The organism is Pseudonocardia sp. TRM90224 (genome assembly GCF_021245725.1).
In the GTDB taxonomy this organism is placed as follows: domain Bacteria; phylum Actinomycetota; class Actinomycetes; order Mycobacteriales; family Pseudonocardiaceae; genus Pseudonocardia.
The window spans coordinates 39,175-59,558 of sequence record NZ_JAJGSX010000027.1; the positions used below are offsets into that span (position 1 = coordinate 39,175).

The 20,384-nt window shown below is 71.7% G+C and carries 18 protein-coding genes; 13 read left to right on the forward strand and 5 right to left on the reverse strand.

Annotated elements, in window-relative coordinates:
- Positions 1-2: 2 nt before the first annotated feature.
- The 4 genes from fdh to LL648_RS29190 are packed head-to-tail and all read left to right on the forward strand — an operon-like array spanning position 3 to position 5,990.
- Positions 3-3,212 (forward strand): formate dehydrogenase, encoded by a 3,210-nt coding sequence (gene fdh, locus LL648_RS29175; RefSeq protein WP_232665971.1) that lies wholly within the window; start codon positions 3-5, stop codon positions 3,210-3,212.
- Entirely contained in the window at positions 3,212-4,078 is an 867-nt protein-coding gene (locus LL648_RS29180; RefSeq protein WP_232665972.1) for a 4Fe-4S dicluster domain-containing protein, read from the forward strand. Before fdh ends, LL648_RS29180 begins: the two co-directional genes overlap by 1 nt.
- Positions 4,075-5,031 (forward strand): NrfD/PsrC family molybdoenzyme membrane anchor subunit, encoded by a 957-nt coding sequence (gene nrfD, locus LL648_RS29185; RefSeq protein ID WP_232665973.1) that lies wholly within the window; start codon positions 4,075-4,077, stop codon positions 5,029-5,031. The genes LL648_RS29180 and nrfD overlap by 4 nt, the downstream gene beginning before the upstream one ends.
- Positions 5,032-5,087: 56 nt before the next feature.
- Positions 5,088-5,990: a DUF559 domain-containing protein gene (locus LL648_RS29190; protein WP_232665974.1), complete on the forward strand. Its 903-nt coding sequence runs from the start codon at positions 5,088-5,090 to the stop codon at positions 5,988-5,990.
- Between the two features lie 15 nt (positions 5,991-6,005).
- Here LL648_RS29190 and LL648_RS29195 read toward each other — a convergent pair whose 3' ends face one another.
- On the reverse strand, positions 6,006-7,040 hold the full coding sequence (locus LL648_RS29195; protein ID WP_232665975.1) for a DNA topoisomerase IB: 1,035 nt from the start codon (positions 7,038-7,040) through the stop codon (positions 6,006-6,008).
- Positions 7,041-7,166: 126 nt separating this feature from the next.
- On the opposite strand from LL648_RS29195, the gene LL648_RS29200 reads away from it, so the two are divergent.
- From LL648_RS29200 to LL648_RS29215, 4 genes are all read left to right on the forward strand, one after another.
- Positions 7,167-7,499 (forward strand): hypothetical protein, encoded by a 333-nt coding sequence (locus LL648_RS29200; protein ID WP_232665976.1) that lies wholly within the window; start codon positions 7,167-7,169, stop codon positions 7,497-7,499.
- A gap of 32 nt (positions 7,500-7,531) precedes the next feature.
- Positions 7,532-7,822, forward strand: a complete 291-nt coding sequence (locus LL648_RS29205; RefSeq protein ID WP_232665977.1) for a hypothetical protein — start codon at positions 7,532-7,534, stop codon at positions 7,820-7,822.
- Positions 7,823-7,884: 62 nt separating this feature from the next.
- Positions 7,885-9,678: a thiamine pyrophosphate-requiring protein gene (locus tag LL648_RS29210; RefSeq protein WP_232665978.1), complete on the forward strand. Its 1,794-nt coding sequence runs from the start codon at positions 7,885-7,887 to the stop codon at positions 9,676-9,678.
- Positions 9,675-10,781, forward strand: a complete 1,107-nt coding sequence (locus LL648_RS29215) for a glutamate--cysteine ligase 2 (protein ID WP_232665979.1) — start codon at positions 9,675-9,677, stop codon at positions 10,779-10,781. Before LL648_RS29210 ends, LL648_RS29215 begins: the two co-directional genes overlap by 4 nt.
- Positions 10,782-10,932: 151 nt before the next feature.
- On the opposite strand, the gene LL648_RS29220 is transcribed toward LL648_RS29215, so the two are convergent.
- Positions 10,933-12,687 (reverse strand): MFS transporter, encoded by a 1,755-nt coding sequence (locus tag LL648_RS29220; protein WP_232665980.1) that lies wholly within the window; start codon positions 12,685-12,687, stop codon positions 10,933-10,935.
- A gap of 100 nt (positions 12,688-12,787) precedes the next feature.
- On the opposite strand from LL648_RS29220, the gene LL648_RS29225 reads away from it, so the two are divergent.
- The 3 genes from LL648_RS29225 to LL648_RS29235 are packed head-to-tail and all read left to right on the forward strand — an operon-like array spanning position 12,788 to position 16,196.
- Positions 12,788-13,180 carry a VOC family protein gene (locus LL648_RS29225; RefSeq protein WP_232665981.1) on the forward strand — a complete coding sequence of 131 codons (393 nt, stop codon included), beginning with the start codon at positions 12,788-12,790 and terminating at the stop codon, positions 13,178-13,180.
- Positions 13,181-13,214: 34 nt separating this feature from the next.
- Positions 13,215-15,272, forward strand: a complete 2,058-nt coding sequence (locus LL648_RS29230) for a heavy metal translocating P-type ATPase (protein WP_232665982.1) — start codon at positions 13,215-13,217, stop codon at positions 15,270-15,272.
- A 42-nt stretch (positions 15,273-15,314) separates the two neighbouring features.
- On the forward strand, positions 15,315-16,196 hold the full coding sequence (locus LL648_RS29235; RefSeq protein WP_232665983.1) for an alpha/beta fold hydrolase: 882 nt from the start codon (positions 15,315-15,317) through the stop codon (positions 16,194-16,196).
- 97 nt (positions 16,197-16,293) lie between these two features.
- On the opposite strand, the gene LL648_RS29240 is transcribed toward LL648_RS29235, so the two are convergent.
- Positions 16,294-17,184, reverse strand: a complete 891-nt coding sequence (locus tag LL648_RS29240; protein ID WP_232665984.1) for a sigma-70 family RNA polymerase sigma factor — start codon at positions 17,182-17,184, stop codon at positions 16,294-16,296.
- An 87-nt stretch (positions 17,185-17,271) separates the two neighbouring features.
- Positions 17,272-17,715: a type II 3-dehydroquinate dehydratase gene (gene aroQ / locus LL648_RS29245; RefSeq protein ID WP_232665985.1), complete on the reverse strand. Its 444-nt coding sequence runs from the start codon at positions 17,713-17,715 to the stop codon at positions 17,272-17,274.
- Between the two features lie 434 nt (positions 17,716-18,149).
- On the opposite strand from aroQ, the gene LL648_RS29250 reads away from it, so the two are divergent.
- Entirely contained in the window at positions 18,150-19,073 is a 924-nt protein-coding gene (locus LL648_RS29250) for a hypothetical protein (protein WP_232665986.1), read from the forward strand.
- On the forward strand, positions 19,073-19,708 hold the full coding sequence (locus LL648_RS29255) for a hypothetical protein (RefSeq protein WP_232665987.1): 636 nt from the start codon (positions 19,073-19,075) through the stop codon (positions 19,706-19,708). The genes LL648_RS29250 and LL648_RS29255 overlap by 1 nt, the downstream gene beginning before the upstream one ends.
- Positions 19,709-20,176: 468 nt before the next feature.
- Here LL648_RS29255 and LL648_RS29260 read toward each other — a convergent pair whose 3' ends face one another.
- A complete protein-coding gene (locus tag LL648_RS29260) occupies positions 20,177-20,365 on the reverse strand; it encodes a hypothetical protein (protein WP_232665988.1) in 189 nt (62 codons plus the stop codon).
- Between the last annotated feature and the right edge of the window lie 19 nt (positions 20,366-20,384).

The following is a 20,384-nucleotide window of genomic DNA, read 5'->3' on the forward strand; positions in this document are numbered from 1 at the left end:
ACATGGGTGTGCGTTCGATCATCGGGAGCTGGCCCCTCGTCCGGCAGGCGCGGGGTGCCGACCCGCTCGGCCGGGGCACCGCCGCGCGGTCCGGCGGCACCGACGCCAAACGGGCCCGCACGCTCGACGCCGAGACCGTCACGCCGTCGGTGTGCCCGTTCTGCGCGGTCGGGTGCGGCCAGCGGATCTTCGCGAAGGACGGGCGGGTCACGCACGTCGAGGGCGACCCGGATTCGCCGATCAGCCGCGGCCGGCTGTGTCCGAAGGGCTCGTCGACGTTGTCGCTGGTCACGTCGCCGACCCGGATGACGAAGGTGCGCTACCGGCGCCCGCACGGCACCGAGTGGGAGGACCTCGACCTGGAGACGGCCGTCGACATGATCGTCGACAGGGTGCTCGCGACCCGCGAGCGCACCTGGGAGGACGTCGACGGCGACGGCCGGCACCTGCACCGCACGCTGGGCATCGCGAGCCTCGGAGGAGCGACCCTCGACAACGAGGAGAACTACCTCATGAAGAAGCTCTACACGGCGCTCGGCGCGATCCAGATCGAGAACCAGGCCCGTATTTGACACAGCTCCACGGTTCCCGGTCTGGGAACCTCCTTCGGTCGGGGCGGCGCGACGAACTACCAGCAGGACCTGGCGAACTCCGACTGCATCGTCATCCAGGGCTCGAACATGGCCGAGGCGCACCCCGTCGGGTTCCAGTGGGTGATGGAGGCGAAGGAGCGGGGCGCGACGGTGATCCACGTCGATCCCCGGTTCACCAGGACGTCCGCGGTGGCCGACCTGCACGTCCCGATCCGCGCCGGCTCCGACATCGCGTTCCTCGGCGGCCTGATCCGGCACGTGCTGGAGACCGGGACGTACTTCGAGGAGTACGTCCGCGCCTACACGAACGCGCCGATGATCGTCAGCGACGACTTCCGCGACACCGAGGACCTCGACGGCCTCTTCTCCGGCTTCGAACCCGATTCGCGCACCTACGACGTGCGGTCGTGGCACTACAAGGACGTCGAGGTCGAGGCCGCCGTCGGGCCGCGGGACGACCGGGCCGTGCCGCCGAAGCACGAGCGCGGCCAGATCGCCGGCGAGGGCGGCACCCCGATGGAGGGCGACCCGAACCGCGACGACACCCTGCAGCACCCGCGCTGCGTGTTCCAGGTCCTCAAGCGGCACTTCGCCCGCTACACCCCCGAAATGGTGCAGGAGGTCTGCGGGATCGAGCCGGAGACGTTCGCGCAGGTCGCGGACGCGCTCACACGCAACTCGGGACGAGAGCGCACCAGCGCGTTCTGCTACGCGGTCGGGTGGACCCACCACACCGTCGGCGCCCAGTACATCCGTGCGGCGTCGATCCTGCAGGCGCTGCTGGGCAACATGGGCCGTCCCGGCGGCGGCATCCTCGCGCTGCGCGGCCACGCGAGCATCCAGGGTTCGACGGACATCCCGACGCTGTTCGACATGCTCCCCGGCTACATCCCGATGCCGCACGCGCACCGCGAGCAGGACCTCGACACCTTCATCGCCGCCAACACCGGCGACAAGGGCTTCTGGGGCAACATGAACACCTACGTCGTGAGCCTGCTCAAGGCGTGGTTCGGCGATGCCGCGACCGCCGAGAACGACTTCTGCTTCGACCACCTGCCGCGGCTCACCGGCGACCACTCCAGCTTCCCGACCGTCATGGCGCAAGCCCGCGGCGAGGTGCCCGGCTACTTCGTGATCGGCGAGAACCCCGCCGTCGGCACCGCCAACTCGCGCCAGCAGCGGATGGGCCTCGCGAAGCTCGACTGGCTGGTCGTCCGCGACCTCAACATGATCGAGACGGCGACGTTCTGGAAGGACGGCCCGGAGATCGCGACCGGTGAGCTGCGCACCGCCGACATCGGCACCGAGGTGTTCTTCCTGCCGGCGGCGGCGCACAGCGAGAAGGGCGGCACGTTCACCAACACCCAGCGGCTGCTGCAGTGGCACCACAAGGCCGTCGACCCGCCCGGCGACTGCCGGAGCGACCTGTGGTTCTTCTACGAGCTCGGCCGCCGGATCAAGCAGCGGCTCGCGGCCTCGACCGATCCCAAGGACCGGCCGCTGCAGGACCTGACCTGGGACTACCCCGTCGAGGCCGATGGCGAGCCCAGCGCCGACGCCGTGCTGCGCGAGATCAACGGCAGCGGCGAGGACGGCGGCGCCCTCGACACTTACACGCAGCTGCGTGCCGACGGCTCGACCCGCTGCGGCTGCTGGATCTACTGCGGCGTCTACGCGGGTGAGGTCAACCGGTCGATGCGGCGGCGCCCCGGCGCCGAGCAGGACAGCATCGCCGCGGACTGGGGCTGGGCGTGGCCCGCCAACCGCAGGGTGCTCTACAACCGCGCGTCGGCCGATCCCGAAGGGCGGCCGTGGAGCGAGCGCAAGAAGCTGCTCTGGTGGGACGGCGAGCGCTGGACCGGGCCGGACGTGCCCGACTTCCCGCCCACGCTCGCACCCGACCACGTGCCACCAGACGACGCCACGGCGGCCGACGCGATCGGCGGCGCCGAACCGTTCATCATGCAAGGCGACGGGCGCGCGTGGCTCTACGCGCCGACCGGACTCGCCGACGGGCCGCTGCCGGCGCACTACGAGCCGCAGGAATCGCCCGTCCCGAACGCGCTCTACCCGAAACAGGGCGCGAACCCGGCGCGCGAGCTGTTCGACGAGCCCGGGAACCGCTACCACCCGCAGCCCGGAACGCCGGGCGCGGACGTATTCCCGTTCGTCTTCACGACGTTCCGGGTGACCGAGCACCACACCGCGGGCGGCATGAGCCGCTGGACGCCGCGGCTCAACGAGCTGCAGCCGGAGATGTTCCTCGAGGTCTCCCCCGAGCTCGCGGAGCTGCGCGGGCTGACCAACGGGCAGTGGGCGCACGTCGTCACTGCGCGGTCGGCCGTCGAGGGGAAGGTGCTGGTCACCCGGCGGGCCCGGACGCTGCGTGTCGGCGGGCAGGCGGTCCACCAGATCGGGGTGCCGTGGCACTGGGGTCCCGACGGGTTGTCGACCGGAGACGCGGCGAACGAGCTGCTCTCCGTCGCGCTCGACCCGAACGTCCACATCATGGAGACCAAGGCGGCGACCTGCGACATCCGCCCGGGACGACGTCCGCACGGGCCCGCGCTGGTGGCGTTCCTCGCCGACTACCGCCGGCGCGCCGGCTTGGAGGACTGATGGCGTTCTTCCCGACCGGCTCGCTGTTCGGGCGGCTCGACGACCCGGCCGTCGACGCCGGGTACCCCGAGCCTCCGCCGCGCGTGGGGTTCTTCACCGACACCAGCGTCTGCATCGGCTGCAAGGCGTGCGAGGTGGCGTGCAAGGAGTGGAACGAGCTGCCGGCGGACGGCGCCGACCGCGACCACCCCGATGTGCTGGCCATGACCGGCACCAGCTACGACAACACCGGAGCGCTGGGCGCGTCGACCTACCGGCACGTGGCGTTCGTCGAGCAGCCGGCGCCCGACGGGGACGTGCGCTGGCTGATGTCGTCGGACGTGTGCAAGCACTGCACGCACGCGGCCTGCCTCGACGTCTGCCCGACCGGCGCGCTCATCCGCACCGAGCACGGCACCGTCCTCGTGCAGGACGACATCTGCAACGGCTGCGGCTACTGCATCCCGGCCTGCCCGTACGGGGTCATCGACCAGCGCCCGGGCGACGGCAGGGCGTTCAAGTGCACGATGTGCCACGACCGGCTCGGCGCCGGGCTGCAGCCGGCGTGCGCGACCGCGTGCCCGACCGAGTCGATCCAGTTCGGCCCGCTCGACGAGCTGCGGGCACGTGCGACCGAACGGCTCGCGGCGCTGCACGGGCGCGGGGTGCCTGAGGCGCGGCTCTACGGCGCCGACCCCGACGACGGTGTCGGCGGCGCCGGCGCGTTCTTCTTGCTGCTGGACGAGCCGGAGGTCTACGGGCTGCCGCCGGATCCGGTGGTGACCACCCGCGACCTGCCTGCGATGTGGAAGCACGCCGCGCTCGCCGCGCTCACGGTGGCCGCGACCGTGGCGGGCTCGTTCCTGGGCGGGCGGGTGCGGCGGTGAAGCGCGAGCGGGTGATGGTGCCGGAGGCGGAGTTCCGCTCCTACTACGGGAGGCAGATCCTCAAGTCGCCGACGTGGAAGGTGCCGGACGTCCCCGCCTACCTCTACCTGGGCGGGATGGCGGGGGTGTCGGCGGCGCTCGCGGCGCTCGCGGACGCCACGGGTCGCCCCGGGCTGCGGAGGCTCGGGCGGGTCGCGGCGGCGGGCGGGGCGTCGGTCAGCGTCGTTGCGTTGGTGCACGACCTCGGCCGGCCGGCCCGGTTCCTCAACATGCTGCGGGTGTTCAAGCCGACCTCGCCGCTCTCGGTGGGGTCGTGGATCCTCGCGCCGTTCGGGACGCTGGCCGGCGCCGCGGCGGCCTCGGAGCTGACCGGTGTCGCGCCGCGGCTGGGGCGGCTCGCCGGGGCGGGCGCCGGACTGCTCGGGCCGGCTCTGACGACGTACACCGCGGTGCTGCTGACCGACACCGCCGTGCCCGCATGGCACGAGGTGCACCGCGAGCTGCCGTACGTGTTCGCCGGGAGCGCGATGGCCAGCGGCGGAGGGCTCGGGGTGCTCGCCGGGCGCGTCGACGACGCCGCTCCGGCGCGACGGGTGGCACTGGCCGGTGCCGCGCTCGAGCTCGGCGGGATGGCCGTGCTGGAACGGCGGGCCGGGTTCGTCGGGTCCGTGTACCGGGAGGGCCGGGCGGGCCGGGTGCTGCGCGCGGCCCGCGCAGCGACCGCGGCGGGAGCGCTCGGCGTCGCCGCCGGCGGATTGCTGCGCAACAGGTGGCTCACGGCGGGCGGCGGGCTCCTCCTCAACGCCGGCTCCGCCGCGCTCCGCTACGGGATCTTCGCGGCCGGCATGGCCTCGTCCCGCGACCCTGCGCACGTCGTGGTGCCGCAGCGGGAGCGCGTCGACACCGTCGACAACGACGTTTTGGTCAATGTTAGCGCTCACAAACAGCCATAACGTCGTAGTCAACGAAACGCCCACGCGGAGCGGGGGCTTCGGCGCATGCTGTCGGCATGACTTCGGGGGAGCCGTTCATCGGGTCGGTGGCCATCGCCGCGGGGTTGGTCACTCGCGCACAGCTGCGGGGATCCGACTACAAGTCCGTGTACCAGGGCATCTACGTCGCCGCCGACGTCGAGCCGGATCTGCTGGTGCGGTCGAAGGCCGCGCACCTGCTCCTGCCGGAGCACGGCGCGCTCTGCGGATACTCGGCCGCCGCACTGCTCGGGGCGAAGATCGGGCCGGAGAACGTGGCCGCCGAAGTGATCGCGTCACGGGGCCAGGTGCGAGCACGGCGCGGCCTGATCGTCCGCCAGCACGCGCTCGATCCGACCGAGGTCGTGCCCGTCGACGGCTACCGGGTCACGAGCCCGATCCGCACGGCATGGGATCTGGGACGACGACTGCGGCTCGCCGAAGCCGTAGTAGCGGTGGACGCACTCGCCCGACTCGGTGCGTTCGATCCGGCGCTGCTGCTGCTCGGACCGGTGGGCGCTCGGGGATGCCGGAGGCTCGCCGAGGCGGTCGCACTGGCGAACCCGTTGGCGGAATCGCCGATGGAGACCCGACTTCGCCTTCTCCTCGTGCTGGCCGGACTGCCGGCGCCGGTGGCGCAATATCCCGTGTTCACCCCCGACGGCGATCTGGTCGCACGCGTCGACCTCGCCTACCCCGCCGCGAAGCTGGCCATCGAGTACGACGGCCAGCACCACTTCGACGAGCACTACTCGCTCACCGATCGCGCCCGCGATCTCGCCCTCGACCGGCTCGACTGGCTGACGATGCGCTTCACCCGCGACGACGTCGTCACAACACCCACGAAGACGGTCAGCTCCGTGCGCAACCGTCTCGCCGCGCGCCTCCGCACCGTCGACAACGACGTTTTGGTCAATGTTAGCGCTCACAAACAGCCATAACGTCGTTGTCGACGGTCACCCGCGCACCAGCCGCACGACCGCCCGTTCGAACGCGGCGCGGCGGTCGTCGTCGAAGGGGCCGGGGTAGCCGGTGCGGCGCAGGGTCGGCAACACGGTGTGGCCCTCCTCGAAGCGTTCGATGACGCGCGGGTCGATGTAGGAGCTGCGCGCCACCGCCGGGGTGTTGCCCAGGTGCTCCGAGACCTCCCGCACGGCCGCCGCGACGACCCGCCGCCGCGCCGAGTCCGAATTGCCGGGTGCCCCCTCCTCGGCTGCGACGGCCAGCCGGATCGCGGCGAGCACCGTGGCGTTCCAGGTCCGCAGGTCCTTGCTGGTGTAGCGCTTCCCGATGAGCTCCTTGACGGCGGTGTTGAGGTCCTCGGCGCGCACGTCGTGCCAGCCGCGGCCGACCCGGTAGGCCAGCAGGTCCTCGCCCCCGCCGCGCCGGCGCAGCAGGCTGCCGACGAGCCGGTGCAGGTCGGGATCGCGCAGCGACAGCGACCGGTCGACCGCCCCCTTCGCCGCGTAGCTGAAGACGATGGCGCCGCGGTGCAGCCGGACGTGCTCGCGGCGCAGGGTGGCGAGCCCGAACGTGCCCTCGTCGTCGTCCTCGCCCGGCGCGTACTCCTCGCCGCCGGAGCGGAACACGCCGGTGTCGAGCAGCCGGACGGCGCCGGCGAGCACCCGTTCCGGCCCGAGACCGGGCTCGCTCATCCGCGCCCTCAGCTCGGTACGAACCCGTGCCATCTTCCGCCCGAGCCCGAGCACGCGATCGTGTTTGCCCTCGTCACGATGGGTGCGCCAGTCCTCGTGGTACAGATACTGCCGCCGGCCGGCATCGTCGGTGCCGATCGCCTGTATGTGCCCGTTCGGATCGCGGCAGATCCAGACGTCCTGCCAAGCCGGCGGGATGACGAGCGCCTTCACCCGAGCCGCGACGCCGTCGGCGACCTTGGTGCCGTCGCCGTCGAGGTAGGTGAAGCCGCGCCCGCACCGGCGCCGCGTCAGACCTCCCGACGCGGGATCGCTGCGCACCAGCCCGTCAGGCATCCGGTCGTCGTCCACGCCATCCGATACCCAGGGCGCAGCAGCGACATTCACGCCGACATTCACGGCCGCGCACCCCGCTTGATCTCGGAACAGTAACGGTAGAGCGTCCACGAACGACGTCGAGTCGTGCTCCCCGCTCGCTCGTTCGAACCATCCCCGAACCCCCTCCCCACCGGCCCGATCCCCATCCCCGCCCAGCGCACCGCTCCCCCGACCCGGTGGCGCCCCGCGGAACGTTCCTCCTCCACCGGTCCACGCCACGCCCTCCCCGAGCCCGACCCGTGGATCGAGCCACGCCGACGTCGCCGCTGGGGCGGCGCCGCGACCACAACGGCAGCGGCACTCGCCGGCGTCGCCGCCGTCGTCGGCGTGTTCGCGCTGGCCGGCGCGCTCGGCGGGGACATCCCCGCCGAGCCGGCGACCTCGGCGAACGTCGCGCCCCCACCACCGCGCCAGTGATCGGCGTCACGTCGAGTGCAACAATGCGCTGCGTGACCCAGTTGCCACCGGACGCAGTCAACAGCGCGCCGACCGGTACCCCACCGGCCCACCGGTCCCGCGCCGCCGACGTCTGGTGCGCCCACGGCATCCGGTGGACCCACGAGGACGAGGGCTACCTCCCGCAGACCGAGGACGCCCAGCACCCACCGGTGCCGTGCCGCGAGGTCGGCGCGATCCCCGAGGCGTGCCAGCCCACCACCGCCTACGACCCCGCGGATTACCCGAACGCCGGGCCGCACGCCGTCCGCAGGGTGCTCGAGGAGGACCCGCCCGACGTGTGATCGCCCGTGCGCACGGGTAGCCGGAGCCGACGGCGCAAGTGGCGCCGCTCCGGAGGTGCGCGATGGGCGAGACCGTGTCCGACTTCCTGCTCCGGCGGCTGCGGGACTGGGGAGTCGAGCAGGTCTTCGGCTACCCGGGCGACGGGATCAACGGTCTCGTCGCGGCGTTCGGCAAAGTCGGCGACGAGCCGCGGTTCATCCAAGCTCGCCACGAGGAGATGTCGGCGTTCGCCGCCGTGGGCTACGCGAAGTTCTCCGGGAACGTCGGCGTGTGCGCCGCCACGTCGGGGCCGGGCGCGATCCACCTGCTCAACGGCCTGTACGACGCCAAGCTCGACCACGTGCCCGTCGTCGCGATCGTCGGCCAGACCGAGCGCAGCGCCATGGGCGGCTCCTACCAGCAGGAGGTCGACCTGCAGGCGCTGCTCAAGGACGTTGCGAGCGAGTACCTCGTCGAGGTCAACGTCCCGGAGCAGCTGCCCAACGCGATCGACAGGGCGTTCCGCACCGCGCTCGCCCGCCGCGCCCCGACGGCGCTGATCATCCCGAGCGACGTCCAGACCGAGGACTTCACGCCGCCGTCGCACGCGTTCAAGGAGGTCCCGTCCAGCCCACCGGGGCTGGTCGCCCCCACCGTGGTGCCCGACGAGGGTGAGCTCGCCCGCGCCGCCGAGGTCCTCAACGCCGGGACGAAGGTCGCGATCCTGGTCGGGCAAGGCGCCGGCGGCGCCGTCGACGAGGTGGTGCAGGTCGCCGACGTGCTCGGGGCCGGGGTCGCCAAGGCGCTTCTGGGCAAGGACGTGCTCTCCGACGACCTCCCGTTCGTCACCGGCACGATCGGCCTGCTCGGCACCCGCCCCAGCTACGAGCTGATGCGCGACTGCGACACCCTGCTGATCGTCGGGTCCAGCTTCCCCTACAGCCAGTTCCTCCCGGAGTTCGGCGAGGCCCGCGCCGTGCAGATCGACGTCGACGGCGCCATGATCGGGATGCGCTACCCGACCGAGGTCAACCTGCTCGGCGACGCCCGCGTCACGCTGCAGGCGCTGCTGCCACTGCTCTCCGGGCCGACCGACCGCGCGTGGCGGGAGAAGATCGAGGAGAACGTCGAGCGGTGGCGCTCGACGATCGCACGCCAGGCGATGCTCGACGCCGACCCGGTCAACCCGATGCGCATCGTGCATGAGCTCTCGGAACGGATCCCGCTCGACACGATCGTCACGGTCGACTCCGGCTCCGCCGCCAACTGGTACGCGCGGCACCTGCGCATACGCGGGAACATCCGCGGGTCGCTGTCCGGGACGCTCGCGTCGATGGGATGCGCGGTGCCGTACGCGATCGGCGCGAAGTTCGCGCATCCCGACCGGCCGGTCGTCGCGCTCACCGGCGACGGCGCGATGCAGATGAACGGGATGGCCGAGCTGATCACGATCGCGCACTACGCCGACCGGTGGACCGACCCGCGCTGCATCGTGTGCGTCTTCCACAACAACGACCTCAACCAGGTCACCTGGGAGCTGCGGGCGATGGGCGGTGCACCGAAGTTCGAGCCGTCGCAGGTACTGCCCGACGTCTCCTACGCCGACTTCGCCCGCAGCATCGGCCTCGAGGCGTTCACCGTCACCGGCCCCGACGAACTCGGCGCCGCGTGGGACGCTGCGCTCACCGCGGGCCGGCCGGCCGTTCTCGACGTGCGCTGCGACCCCGAGGTACCGCCGATACCGCCGCACGCAACGATCGAGCAGGCGACGTCGGTGCTGCAGTCGGTGCTGAAAGGCGACCCGGCCGCGTGGCACATGATCGTGCAAGGCACGAAGACGAAGCTGCAGGAAGCACTCCCAGGCCGGCGGCGATGATCGCGCCCGCACCGGCAGGCCGCGCGACCGCGGAAAACACGACCCGCAGCGTCGGTGTGGAGGAGGAGTTCCTGCTCGTCGACCCGGAAAGCGGGAAACCGCGCGCGGTCGCCACCGCGGTGCTGCGCGCGGCCGACGGAGGCGAGCTGACCGGTGAGCTGCAGCGCGAGCAGGTCGAGACGAACACCAAGCCGCGCCACACCCTCGCCGAGCTACACCAGGACCTGCTGGAGACGCGCCGGCAGGCCCGGGATGCCGCCCGCCGGATCGGCGTGGAGCTCGCGGCGCTGGCGACGTCACCGCTCCCCGTCGACCCGACGGTCTCGCCCGCGCCGCGCTACCGGCGGATGGTCGAGACGTTCGGATTGACCGGCGCCGAGCAGCTGACCTGCGGATGCCACGTGCACGTCGCCGTCGACTCCGACGAGGAGGGCGTTGCGGTGCTCGACCGGATCCGGCCGTGGCTCGCGCCGCTGCTCGCGATCTCGGCGAACTCGCCGTTCTGGAACGGGGAGGACACGGGGTACGCGAGCTTCCGCGGCCAGGTCTGGGGCCGCTGGCCGTCGGCGGGCCCCACCGACGTGTTCGGCTCGGTCGAGACCTACCGCGCCACCGTCCAAGGCATGCTGCACACCGGGACCGTCCTCGACGAGGCGATGGTCTACTTCGAGGCCCGGCTGTCGCGCCAGCACCCGACCGTCGAGATCAGGGTCGCGGACGTGTGCCGCGACCCGGCCGACGCCGTGCTCGTCGCCGGCCTCACCCGCGCGCTCGTCGAGACCGCCGTGCACGACTGGAAGGCCGGCACCCAGCCCGACCCGGTGCCGACGTCGGTGCTGCGGCTCGCGTCGTGGCGCGCGTCGCGCTCCGGGCTCGACGACCTGCTGGTCGACCCGCTGACCTGGCGCCCCGCGCCCGCCGCCGACGTGCTGCGCCGGCTGGTCGAGCACGCCGCCGCGGCCCTGGAGGCGAGCGGCGACCTCCCCGTCGTGCGGGAGCTGATCACCGACGTGGTGGGCCGCGGGACCGGAGCGGCGCGCCAGCGCGCCGTCCACGCGAGGGGCGACGGGCTGGCCGCGGTCGTCGCGGACGCGATCGCCTGATCACGCCATCGCCTGATCACCACGGGCGTTGCGTCGGATGCGCGCGTTCCGCTCGCGTGGGCAGGAAAGCCACTTTCCTGCCCTGTGAGGGCTGGAAAGTGGCTTTCCTGCCCTCCCCAGGCGCCGGGTTCGGCCCCGGTGTCGCGGCCGCTCAATACGCGCGACGCAGCGTGTTGCGGGACTCCTCCCGCAGCACGCCGGCGGCGAGGCCGTGCCGCACGGCCCCGGAGAAGCGACCGGGCCCCCACGCCTGCCCGTGCACGCGCAGGCGCAGCTCGGAGCGGGCGAGCGGGCCGTCCTCCAGCGCTTGCAGGATCGCGCCCAGCTCGCGGTCGAGCTCGGCGTCGTCGGCCGGGCGGGATGACGTGTGCTGCGCGAGGCTCGGCAGCGGGGCGAACCCGGAGCGGGTCGCCGCCCGGCTGGAGACGCTCGCGCCGTCCGGGCCAGCGCCGCCGCCACCGTCTTGCGCCGAGAGCGGCGCCGCGACGTCCTCGAGCGACCGCTGCGCCGCCTCGACGCCCAACACGAGCTCGGCGATCCCGGCCAGGATCATCATCCCCGCACCGATGTAGTAGCCGACGGCGACCGCCGAGGCGCTGCCGCTCTCGACGAGCGCCGCGAAGAGCACCGGCCCGGCGATCCCGCCGAGGCCGGTGCCGACGGCGTAGAACAGCGCGATGCACATCGCTCGGATCTCCATCGGGAAGATCTCGGAGACCGTCAGGTACGCCGCGCTCGCTCCGGACGACGCGAAGAAGAAGATCGCGGCCCAGGCCGCGGCAAGCGTCCACGCGCCAAGCACACCGGCCGCGAACAGCCAGGCCGTGCCGACCAGCAGAAATCCCGACCCGAGGTAGCTGACGCTGATCATCGTGCGGCGGCCGACCGTGTCGAACAGCCTGCCGAGCACGAGCGGCCCGATCAGGCTGCCCAGCGCGAGCGGGATGAGGTAGAGACCGGCCAGCGCGCTCGGCACCTGGAAGAACGTCGAGAGCACCAGGGCGAAGGTGAAGTAGACGGCGTTGTAGAGGAAGGCCTGCCCGACGAACAGGGCGAGCCCGAGCACTGTGCGACGCGGGTACGTGCGCAGCACCGTGCGCGCGATCTCACCGAAGCCGGTGCTGCGGCGTTGCTGCACCCGCAGCGTGTCGTCCACCGGGCCGAGCCGCTCCCCCGTCTGCTCCTCGATGTCGTGCTCGATGCGTGCGACCAGCTCTTCGGCCTCGTCGTTGCGCCCGTGGGTGTAGAGCCATCGTGGGCTCTCCGGAAGGCTCCGCCGCACCACGAGGATCGCCAGCCCGAGCACCGCGCCGAGGCCGAACGCGATCCGCCAGCCGAGATCGGCCGTGAAGATCGCCGGGTCGAGCAGCAGCAACGTCAGGCCCGCACCGACCGCGGCGCCGCCCCAGTACGACCCGTTGACGGCGAGCGAGACGGTCGCACGCATCCGCGCCGGCACCAGCTCGTCGATCGCCGAGTTGATCGCCGCGTACTCACCGCCGATGCCGGCACCGGTGAGGAACCGCATCGCGATGAAGAACCAGGCGTCGAAGGAGAAGGCGGTTGCAGTTGTCGCCGCGAGGTACAGCCCGAGCGTGATCAGGAAGAGCTTCTTGCGGCCGAGCCGGTCGGTCAGGTAGCCGAACAGCAGCGCCCCGAGCACCGCGCCCGCGACGTACATCGAGGCGGCCAGACCGACCTGGGTATCGCTCAGCTCCAGCCCGCTGCCCGGCTCGGTGAGCCGTTCGGCGAGCGCACCGACGATCGTCACCTCGAGCCCGTCGAGGATCCAGACTGTGCCGAGCCCGAGCAGGACCGTCCAGTGCCACCTCGCCCACGGCAACCTGTCCAACCGTGCCGGCACGTCGGTCTCGACGGTGCCGAGCGAACGCTCCCCCTGGCTCATGCCGTCGGATTGCCCCAAACAACTCGGCGGAAACTCGTGTCGAGAACGACGCGCCAGGTGCGACGTCCTCCGTGAAAGGCACCTACCCACGGAGGACACCATGACCACCACGTACGTCGGACTGCCCGTCAGCGACCTTGCGCGGGCCACCGAGTTCTTCACCGCGCTCGGGTTCACGACGAACCCGTACGCCACCGACGAGCGGACGGCCGCGATCGTCATCAGCGACCAGACCTGGCTGATGCTCAACGGTGTCGCCTTCTTCGAGGAGTACACCGGCGCGGCCGCGGCGGATCCCGCAACACATCGTGAGGTCAGCGTCGGTTTCTCGGCGCCGTCACGGGAGCGCGTCGACGAGATCGTCGACCGCGCGATCGCCGCGGGCGGCGGCGCGCTCGGCACCGTCGACGACGGCCCGATGTACATGCGTGCGTTCACCGACCTCGACGGGCACTACTTCTCGGTGATCTTCATCTCGGAATATACCCCCTAGGGGTAGAGTTCCGGTCGTCGACGGAGGAGGCCGGATGCACCGGACGCAGCACGACCACACGGCGCCTGCCCATTCAGGGCCGGCACAACCGCACCACGACGACGCCCAGCACGCGCACCACGGCTCAGGTCACGGGGACCACGCCGCGGTCTTCCGCGACCGGTTCTGGTTGAGCCTCGCGCTCAGCCTGCCGGTCGTGGCCGGCAGCCAGATGGTCGCCGAATGGCTCGGCTACACGATCCCGGGCTGGGCGCTGTGGGTGGCGCCGGTGCTCGGCACCGTCGTCTACGTCTACGGCGGCTGGCCGTTCCTCACCGGCGCGGTCGGCGAGCTGCGCAGCCGGCGTCCCGGGATGATGACGCTCGTCGCGCTGGCCATCACGGTCGCGTTCGTCGCCAGCGCGCTGACGTCGCTCGGCCTGAGCGGGCTCATGCTGGACTTCTGGTGGGAGCTCGCGCTGCTCGTCGTGATCATGCTGCTCGGGCACTGGCTCGAGATGCGGGCGCTCGGGCAGGCGTCCGGCGCGCTGGAGGCGCTCGCCGAGCTGCTGCCCGACACGGCCGAACGCATCGACGAGCACGGGGCGACGTCGAGCGTGCCGCTCGCCGACCTGCGGGTCGACGACGTCGTGCTGGTGCGGCCCGGCGGGCGGGTGCCGGCCGACGGGACCGTCCTCGAGGGCAGCGCCGACGTCGACGAGTCGATGGTCACCGGCGAGTCGCGGCCCGTGCCGCGCTCGCCGGGCGATCGGGTGGTCGCCGGGACGGTGGTGGCCGGGTCGGCGCTCCGGGTGACCGTCGAGGCCGTCGGCGCCGACACCGCACTGGCGGGCATCCACCGGCTCGTCGAGGAGGCGCAGACGTCACGGTCGCGCGCGCAGGCGCTCGCCGACCGGGCCGCCGCGTTCCTCTTCTACTTCGCCGCGATCGCCGGCGTGATCACGTTCGTCGTCTGGACGGCGCTCGGTGACGTCAGCGCTGCGGTCGAGCGCACCGTCACCGTGCTGGTGATCGCCTGCCCGCACGCGCTCGGCCTCGCGATCCCGCTGGTCATCGCGATCTCCACGGCGATGTCGGCACGGGCGGGCATCCTCGTCACCGACCGGATCGCGCTGGAGCGGATGCGCACCGTCGACACCGTGCTGTTCGACAAGACCGGCACGCTCACCCGTGGCACGCCCGCCGTCACCGCGGCCGCCACCGTCGACGGTGTCGACGAGGTAGAACTCTTCGCGCTCGCCGGCGCGACCGAGAGCGACTCGGAGCACCCGCTCGCCCGGGCCATCGTCACCGCCGCGCGCGAGCGGGGCGAGCTGCCGGCGGCGCACGACTTCCGTGCCCACGCCGGCAGGGGTGTCGAGGCGCTGGTCGACGGGCACCGGGTTGCGGTCGGCGGTCCGGCATTGCTGCGTGAGCTGGACCTGCAGCCGCCCGAGGCGCTGTCGTCGCAGGTCGAGGAGTGGGCCGGGCGCGGCGCGGCCGTGCTGCACGTCGTGCGCGACGGGGCGGTGATCGGCGCGCTCGCGCTCGCCGACGAGGTCCGTCCCGAGTCCGCGGAGACGATCAAGGAGCTGCACGCGGCCGGTGTGCGGGCCGTCATGATCACCGGCGACGCGCGCAACGTCGCCGACGCGGTGGCGGCCGAGCTGGGCGTCGACGAGGTGTTCGCCGAGGTGCTGCCGGCCGACAAGGACTCCGCGGTTGCGCAGCTGCAGGCCAGGGGCCAGCGGGTCGCGATGGTCGGCGACGGCGTGAACGACGCCCCGGCGCTGGCCCGCGCCGACGTCGGGATCGCCATCGGCGCAGGTACGGACGTCGCCATCCAGTCGGCCGGCGTCGTGCTCGCGTCCGACGACCCGCGCGGGGTGCTCGCGATCCGGCGGCTCTCGGCGGCGAGCTACCGCAAGATGTGGCAGAACCTCGCCTGGGCAACCGCCTACAACGTGCTCTCCGTCCCGCTCGCGGCCGGTGTGCTCGCCGGGGTCGGATTCGTGCTCCCACCGGCCGCCGGCGCGGTCGCCATGAGCCTGTCGACGGTGATCGTCGCCCTCAACGCGCAGCTGCTGCGCCGCACCCCCGTGCGCGACTACTGACAGCGTTTGCGACCGGAAACCACCCGTACCAGAATCCCGGTCATGTCGATCCCCGGCTTCACGGAGGAGGCGGTCACCGCCGCCGGCGTGCCGCTGAACGTTGCGGCGGCCGGCAGCGGAAGCCCGATCCTGCTCCTCCACGGCTTCCCCGAGACCCACCTCGCTTGGCGTCACGTGGCCCCGGCGCTCGCCGAGCGCCACCGCGTGATCTGCCCCGACCTACCCGGGTACGGCGCCAGCGGAGCACCCGGCGACAGCGTCGAGGCGCACTCGAAGCGGAACACCGCGACGATCATGGTCGAGCTGATGCGGCAGCTCGGCCACGAGCGGTTCGCGCTCGTCGGGCACGACCGCGGCGCGCTCGTCGCCTACCGCGCAGCGCTCGATCATCCCGACGTCGTCACGCACGTCGGGATGATCGACGTGATCCCCGCCCAGGACATGTGGGCGTCGCTCACCGGTGTCGCCGGCGCGTTCGCATTCCACCTCTACCTCCTCGCGCAGCCGTCCGACCTGCCCGAACGCATGATCGGCGCCGACCCCGACCTGTTCTTCGGCCACTTCATCGACGGCTGGGCGCCCGAGCCGACGACCATCCCACCCGACGTCCGGGCCGCCTACCTCGATGCCGCACGCGCCCCGGCCGCGATCCACGCGATCTGCCAGGACTACCGCGCCGGCGCGTTCGTCGACCCGCAGCACGACACCGACGACCGCAAAGCCGGCCGGACGATCGACGTGCCGGCGCTCGCGATCTGGCAGGACCCCGGCGACATGCAGCTCCCCTTCGATCCCGAGGCCGTCTGGCGCAGCTGGGCACCCGACCTGCGCACGGCCGTCCTGCCCGGCGGGCACTTCCTGCCGGAGGCCCGTCCCAGCGACGTCACGCGCGCGATAGGCGAGCTCCTGGACGCCCGCGCCTGAACCGACGAGTCACCGTGCCAGAAGTGACAACTCACCGTGCCAGAAGTGACAACTCACCGTGCCAGAAGTGACAACTCACCGTGTTGGAAGTGGCGACTCACCTGTCCAGGCCCAGGTCGAGGGTGGCGAGGCGGGCCGCGTCGGCGTAGATGGCGATCGCGGAGATCCGCCCCTCGGCCACGGTGAAGGCCATGACGATCTGCGGGCGGCCGTTCTGGACGGCGACCATCGCCGGCCCGCCGTTGACGACGATCTGGCGGACCTCGCCGAGGTTCATGCCGAACCGCGAGAACGTCAGCGCCTGCCCGGCGACGGCCGCGGCGCCGACGACGTGCCTGGCCGTGCCGGCGGGCATCGCGCGCGCGTCGGTGCGCAGCTCGACGTCGGGGGCGAGCACGGCGACGAGCGCCTCGAAGTCGCCCCGGTGCGCGGCGGCGAAGAACGCGTCGACGACCTCACGCTGGCGCGGCAGGTCGGCGTCGGGCGCGGCCGGCACCCCCTGCACCCGCCGCCGCGCCCGGCTCGCGAGCTGCCGGGCCGCCTCCGGCGAACGTCCGATGGCGGCCCCGATGTCCGCGAACGGCATCGCGAACATGTCGTGCAGGACGAACGCGAGCCGCTCGGCCGGCTCGAGCGTGTCGAGCACGACGAGCATCGCGAGCCCGACCGAGTTGGCGAGCATCACCTGCTGCTCGGGCCCGTCGGCGTCGACCTCGCCGAAGATCGGGTCGGGCATGTGCGCACCGACCGGGTCCTCGCGCCGCGACGTGCGGGAGCGCAGCATGTCCAGGCAGACCCGCCCGACGACCGTCGTCAGCCAGCCTGCGAGGTTCTCCACGCCGCTCGTGTCGGAGCGGCTCAGCCGCAGCCACGACTCCTGCACCGCGTCCTCGGCCTCGCTGAGCGAGCCGAGCATCCGGTACGCGACCGAACGCAGGTGCGGCCGGTGCGTCTCGAAGCGGTCGGCCAGCCAGTCCTGCTCGTTCATCACGCGTTCCTCTCCGCCGTGCCCGTCACAGCATTGACGAAGGGCGCCGCTGGAACGTGACCGGGCCAGGGTGTAATTCCGCGCTGGTCAGCGGGCGCTCAGCGCCGTGATCCCGAGCCGGTAGCCGAGCACACCGAGCCCGACGATCGTCCCGACCGCCACCGGCGAGATGTAGGAGTGGTGCCGGAACTGCTCGCGGCGGTGGATGTTCGAGATGTGCACCTCCACCACCGGCAGCGAGACCGCCTCGATCGCGTCGTGCAGCGCGATCGACGTGTGCGTGTACGCGCCCGGGTTGAAGACGGCCCCGATCGACTCCCCCGCAGCCACCCGGCGGCCCTCCGCGTGCACGAGGTCGATCAGCTCACCCTCGTGGTTGGACTGCCGGAAATCGACGTCGAGCCCCAGCTCCGCCGCTGTCTCCCGGCACAGCCGCTCGACGTCGGCGAGCGTGGTCGAGCCGTACACCTCCGGCTTGCGCGTGCCGAGCAGGTTCAGGTTGGGCCCGTTGAGCACAAGCACCGATGCCATGTCGTCCTCGTCTCGAATTCGCGCGCCACGGTATCAGCTCGACGACGTCACTCTGCGTGATATCGCTCCTGAGCTCGGGAGGCCTCCCGAGCTCATCGAGGCCGCTGTCGACGCGCCGTCACCGCGATCTCCGCGCCGCCGCCGGAACATCATCAACTGGCCCATTCGCAAGCACGTTCGAGCGCACACAGCGTAGCCAGCCCTCACCCGTTCATCTACTTTCCCCAGGTCACACTGCCGAGTAGCGTTACCCGACGCACTCTTGCGAATACTCAGTGCACATGCAACCGGTTCACGGCTACACAGGAGGTGTCCCGGTGGGGGGCGAAGCAACACGAGGAGACACCTCCATCAAGGAGATCTTCTGGACCCGGACGGGACTGCTGCTGCTGATCTTGATTGTGGTTGCGGGATCGTCACTGACAGTATCGACGATGCTTCCCGCCGGGCTCGCCAAGGATCTTGTGGTCGCGCTCGGCACCGGCACGATGATCACGGCGGTCGTCGGGTTCGGCCAGACGCTCATCACGGCGAGCGCGACCCAGCGCGCGATGGTCACGCCGCTCATCGAGGAGAACCGGAGAGCACTGCAGGAGCTCTCGGCGGAGTACCGCTCGCTCAACAGCGAGTTCTTCCCCACCCACGTGTTCGACGCGTCCGACGAGCCCGACCCCGCGTTCAACCAGCTGCTGATGACCGACCTGCGCGGCACCCGGCAGTACTTCTTCCGCGGGTTCGCCGGGCGGCACGCGGCCGCCCGACTGCTCGTCTCGCAGGGCGACCGCGAGCTGCGGGCGGTGATGGCCGATCCGACCGAGCGCTCGGCGATCACCGGACGCGCCCGCTACCTGCTGCAGCACCGCCGTCGCGACCACGGCGCCCGGACCACCACCACGAACACCGGCGCCGACAACGGCATCGAGGCGCTGCAGCGCCAGCTGCAGGAGGAGATCCACGTCGGGCTCGTCGGGCTCTTCCTGGCCCGCAGCTACTGCACGAGCATGCACGTCACCCTCATCGCCGACCCGCCGTTGGACCGCGTCGAGATGTTCGACGACAGCACGTGGATCACGCTCTACAGCGACGCCGACGCCGTCGGCTCGCTCTACCCCCGCACGCTGCGGTTCTCCGAAGGCTCGTTCATCTACAACATGGAGCGCGCCGAGTTCGCCCGACTGAGCTCGGCCCGCTCCGCCCGGCACATGCTCATCACGCCCGATCTGGGACGGCGCGAGTTCGCCACGCAGTTCGAACACGTCACCGGCGCGCGGCTGGGCACGAAACAGTTCACCGAGCTGGCTGAGCGATTCCACCACTTCCGTCAGGAGTTCTCGACCCTCGCCGATCTCAGGAGCTGATGCACGTGCCGACCGACGTCACTGCGCTGGGTGATCTCGCCGCGCAGCTCAACGCCGTCCCGAGTGATCCTCGGGACAGCTGGCCCGACATCGAGGTCGCGTTCCGCCGCTGGGTGGCCCGGCCCGACCTGCACGAAAGCCTCCGCACCGACCTGCAGAGGCTGTCCACATCAGCCGTCGCGAGCCGCTCGAAGGAGACGACCACACACTTCGCCTGGTGCCTCCGCGACCGCTCCGAGGAGCGGTTCACGTTCTGGCTGCACGAGTACAAGCCGACCCACGAGTGGCGTCCCGGGTACGCCGACTCGGTGCACAACCACCGCTACCACTTCTGCACGACGTTGCTGCGCGGCGGCTACCTGCACGAACGGCACCGCGTGACGCTCGATCCGGCGACGGCGCTCATCACCGACTCGCACCTGGAGCGCCGCGCGATGTGCGTCGCCGGGGATGCGGGCGCGCTGCTCGCGAGCGACTTCCACCGCATCCCGAGCGCCCTCGACGGCACCAAGACGTTCCTGGTCAAGTCGCGCCAGGTCACGCCCTGGAGCCTGTCGTTCGACGCGACGACGCACCGCGGCTACCGGCACGTGCCGGTAGAGGCCCGCGTCGCCGATCTGGCCGGCGGGATCTGACCGGGGTTCTGGCCGGCGCGGCGGAGGTTCAGGAAAGTCCGCCATGACCCTCCGGGCCGCTACGAGGGATGTGAATCCGTGCTGGGCGCGGCCCGGCCCGCCGGGCGGTCGGGAGTGCCTTGCGCACGCACCCGCGGGGCCGTGCTGGGGTTGGGATGTGTGCGTTGCGCACGCGAGGGCAGGAAAGCCACTTTCAGGCCCTGTGAGGGCAGGAAAGTGGCTTTCCTGCCCTCCACCTGCACCCCCGGGGCAGGTGACCGACCGCTCGTCGTGGGACCGGGTGGGGTCGACGTTGCATACCGTGGGTGTGCGTTGCACATGGCCGGCCATGAGCAACGTGTGTCGACGGTGTGCAACATCGACCCAGGGCTAGCGGCGATTCACCTGACAGCCACCTTCATGCAACGTGGTTGCATGAAAGTGGCTTTCCTGACGCCCCCGGCCCGCGGAGGGATCAGCGGGCAGGGCTCAGCAGCCCAGGGTGTGCTCGCTGTAGATGCAGTTGTCCGTACCCTCGCCGCCGCCCTGGATCTGGCTGTCGGGGGTGCCGGTGATGCGGACGCTGTCGTCGGCCGCTGCCACCCCGCCGCCGACGACGATGCCCGCCGTCAGCAGCGTTGCCAGCACGCCTGCCTGCAGAATGGCCTTCTTGGTCATGTTCCCCCGCTTCTCCGGA